Genomic DNA, 2,926 nt, shown 5'->3' with positions numbered 1-2,926 from the left:
GCGGCGAGGCCTCGCAAAAAGCCGCCGAGGCGGCCTTGAAGCGCCTTGAGGGAGGCGTAGACTTTTCCGCCGTGGCCGGCGAATTGGTCGTTGAGGTTAAAACCACCGCCCCCTTTGACCGCTCGACAAGGGGTGAACTGCCGGATGTCCTTGTTAAAGAGCTGTTCGCCAAAAAGATCGGTGAATACGCCATCGCCCGCAGCGCCAAGGGATATCTCCTGGCGCGATTAAAGGATATACAGGCCGTCGCCGCCGTCGCCGACAAGGAAGGCGTAGACAAGATACGCCAGGAATTGACCCAATCCATGCGCGAAGACCTGTTGATTCAACTGTCCGGCGCCCTGCGCGACCGTTACCCGGTGACCGTCAACTCGCGGGCCGTTGACCAACTTTTCTAGGGGAGTCGGGCCGATGAAGGCGTTCCCCGAGTTCCCGGACTTCAAGAAGCACTACCGCCGACGCCCCCAGGTGATGTGGACGACGCTGGTTTCCGACCTGGAAACTCCGGTTTCGGCCATGCTCAAACTGGCCGGCGGCAGGGCCTACAGCTTCCTGCTGGAATCGGTGGAAGGCGGCGCTACCCGTGGCCGCTATTCGTTTATCGGCATGAAGCCTGATCTTATCTGGCGCTGCTTCGGCGACAAGGCCGAGGTCAACCGGAGCGCCTTGCGTGACGACAACGCTTTTGAACCTTGCCGGGAGCGGACTATCGATTCGCTACGCGCCCTGGCCGCCGAGTCCCGCATAGAAATGCCGGACGGCCTGCCGCCGATGGCCGCCGGTCTGGTCGGATATCTGGCCTATGACACGGTGCGCCTGGTGGAAAACCTGCCCGCCGCCAATCCCGACGCTATGGGGACGCCGGACGGCATCTTCCTCAGGCCGACGGTAATCGCCGTCTTTGACAATATCGAGGACAAGATCACCGTGATTACGCCGGTTTGGCTGAATGGCTCGACCGACGCCGAAAGCGCCTACGCGGAGGGACGCCTGCGTCTGGCCGAGGCGGTTGCCGGTCTTGAGCGTAGCTTGCCCTCTCGGGAAAAAGATAAAACCATTCCCGGCAAGCAGGAAGTCGTCTCCAACATGACCCGCGAAGACTTCCACAAGATGGTGGTCAAGGCCAAGGACTACATACTGGCCGGCGATATCCTGCAAGTGGTGGTGTCCCAGCGCTTCCAGGTTCCCTTTACCTTGCCGGCGTTTTCCCTTTATCGGGCGCTGAGAAGGCTGAACCCCTCGCCCTTCCTTTATTATCTCGACTTCGGCGGATTTTCCATCGTCGGCTCAAGCCCGGAAATTCTGGTCCGGGCGCGTGGCGGGAAGGTCACCATCCGCCCCATCGCCGGCACCAGGAAGCGCGGCGCCACGGAGAAGGAAGACAAGGAACTGGCCGAGGAACTGCTGGCCGACCCCAAGGAATTGGCCGAGCACCTGATGCTGCTCGATCTGGGGCGCAACGATGTGGGAAGAGTCGCCAAGGTAGGCTCGGTGAAAGTTACCGAGCATATGTCCATCGAACGCTACTCCCACGTCATGCACATCGTCTCCAACGTCGAAGGCGACCTTGACGACAGGTTTGACGCCATCGACGCCCTGCTGGCCGGCTTCCCGGCGGGAACCGTTTCCGGCGCTCCCAAGGTGCGGGCGATGGAAATTATCGACGAACTGGAGCCTCAGCGTCGAGGCGTCTATGCCGGATGTATCGGTTATTTCGGCGCCAATGGGGAAATGGACACCTGCATCGCGCTACGCACCGCTGTGGTCAAGGACGGGATAATGTCCGTGCAGGCCGGCGGCGGCATTGTCGCCGACAGCGACCCGGAAGCCGAATACCAGGAAAGCCGCAACAAGGCCCGCGCCCTCATCCGCGCCGCCGAGGAAGCCGCCAAGTTCGGCTGACCTCGGACTTTCAGCGGGATGTCGCCGCCCATCCCGGATGTTCGAAATAGTTACCGTAATCGTTCAGAACCATCAGGATATTGATGGCGCCGGGAGTGCGATCAGCCGCCCCCTTCATGACTTCCACGCCTTCAATCACCTTGGCGAGGACAATATGCAGTCGGACATCGGCCTCCGGGGAAAGCTTGCAGCCGGCGACCATGCCGTCAACATGCTTCTGGACCGCGCCGGCAAGGACGGCGTACCGATCTTTGGACATGGAGCCTTTGTGGATGTCGGGCAGGGCGTTTTCCATCTCGTAACGAATATTCCACATTCCGTCGCGCAGGGCTTTGTCCGTTTGCCACTTCGCGCCGTTGTTCAAGGTGAGTTGGACCGCTCCAATGCCATGTCCGCCGCTGTGGCTGTGGGCGTCGCCGGCCGAGGCGGCATTTGAAAAAGCAAGCGTGGCGGCGCATATGAAAATCGCATAAAAATGAAAGCGCATAGAAACGTCTCCTTACAAAGGTAGTCTTCTCATTATTCCGCTCCTTGACGCAGGGAGTCAACGACGACTGTCCCCGAAAACATTCAGCTTTTTGCCGCTCCGCCGAATTCAAACCCGGCGTCATCGACAGCCTTGGCGATGGCGGCGACGTCATCGAATCCTTCGACGGCGATGCGTCCGGCCTTAAGGTCAACGGTGACGACGGCGTGAGGCGCTTGCGCCTTTACGGCGTTGGTCACCGCCTTGGCGCAGCCCTCGCAGGTCATTCCTGCAACGTGATAAATCCCGGCCATTTCAACCTCCTCAGCTTACGCCGTCGCCGATAATAACCGAACTCAGCGGCGCCAGCACAAAGCCCAGCGCCTCCACCTCTTTTATCCATTTGGGCAGCATCATGATAGTGGCGTCGCGGGGATGGCCGATGGCGATGGCGAAACCGGCGGAGCGCGCCAGACGTTCGACCTCGGCCAGTCTGGCGAAGACCGCCGCCTCGTCGTTAAGATTGTCGAGGAAGATGTTGCGCTCGGCATAGGGCAC

Annotated in this window: 4 protein-coding genes and 2 pseudogenes (2 of these 6 cut by a window edge); 3 read left to right on the top strand and 3 right to left on the bottom strand. The window is 60.5% G+C overall.

Going from position 1 to position 2,926, the window contains the following annotated elements; translation table 11 throughout:
- The 3 genes and pseudogenes from A3H92_07835 to A3H92_07825 form a co-directional block, all read left to right on the top strand.
- Nucleotides 1–39 (top strand): annotated as a pseudogene (locus tag A3H92_07835) (hypothetical protein) (it extends 1,422 nt beyond the left edge of the window).
- Entirely contained in the window at nt 36–398 is a 363-nt protein-coding gene (locus A3H92_07830; GenBank protein OHC75943.1) for a hypothetical protein, read from the top strand. The pseudogene A3H92_07835 and the gene A3H92_07830 overlap by 4 nt, the downstream one beginning before the upstream one ends.
- Before the next feature lie 13 nt (nt 399–411).
- Nucleotides 412–1,902 (top strand): anthranilate synthase component I, encoded by a 1,491-nt coding sequence (locus A3H92_07825; protein OHC75942.1) that lies wholly within the window; start codon nt 412–414, stop codon nt 1,900–1,902.
- Nucleotides 1,903–1,912: 10 nt separating this feature from the next.
- Here A3H92_07825 and A3H92_07820 read toward each other — a convergent pair whose 3' ends face one another.
- From A3H92_07820 to A3H92_07810, 3 genes and pseudogenes are all read right to left on the bottom strand, one after another.
- Entirely contained in the window at nt 1,913–2,389 is a 477-nt protein-coding gene (locus A3H92_07820) for a hypothetical protein (GenBank protein ID OHC75941.1), read from the bottom strand.
- 83 nt (nt 2,390–2,472) lie between these two features.
- Nucleotides 2,473–2,682 (bottom strand): heavy metal transporter, encoded by a 210-nt coding sequence (locus A3H92_07815; GenBank protein OHC75940.1) that lies wholly within the window; start codon nt 2,680–2,682, stop codon nt 2,473–2,475.
- Between the two features lie 10 nt (nt 2,683–2,692).
- Nucleotides 2,693–2,926 (bottom strand): annotated as a pseudogene (locus tag A3H92_07810) (hypothetical protein) (it continues 861 nt past the right edge of the window).

It is taken from the genome of Rhodospirillales bacterium RIFCSPLOWO2_02_FULL_58_16 (assembly GCA_001830425.1).
In the GTDB taxonomy this organism is placed as follows: domain Bacteria; phylum Pseudomonadota; class Alphaproteobacteria; order Rhodospirillales; family 2-02-FULL-58-16; genus 2-02-FULL-58-16.
The sequence above is the reverse complement of the archived record's forward strand: the minus strand, read 5'-3'. Positions and strand labels throughout refer to the sequence as shown.

What these genes read in the sequence shown, in the direction of transcription:
- A3H92_07825 (OHC75942.1), top strand. Translation starts at nt 412, where the DNA reads ATGAAGGCGTTCCCCGAGTTCCCGGACTTCAAGAAGCACTACCGCCGA.
- A3H92_07820 (OHC75941.1), bottom strand. Translation starts at nt 2,389, where the DNA reads ATGCGCTTTCATTTTTATGCGATTTTCATATGCGCCGCCACGCTTGCT.
- A3H92_07815 (OHC75940.1), bottom strand. Translation starts at nt 2,682, where the DNA reads ATGGCCGGGATTTATCACGTTGCAGGAATGACCTGCGAGGGCTGCGCC.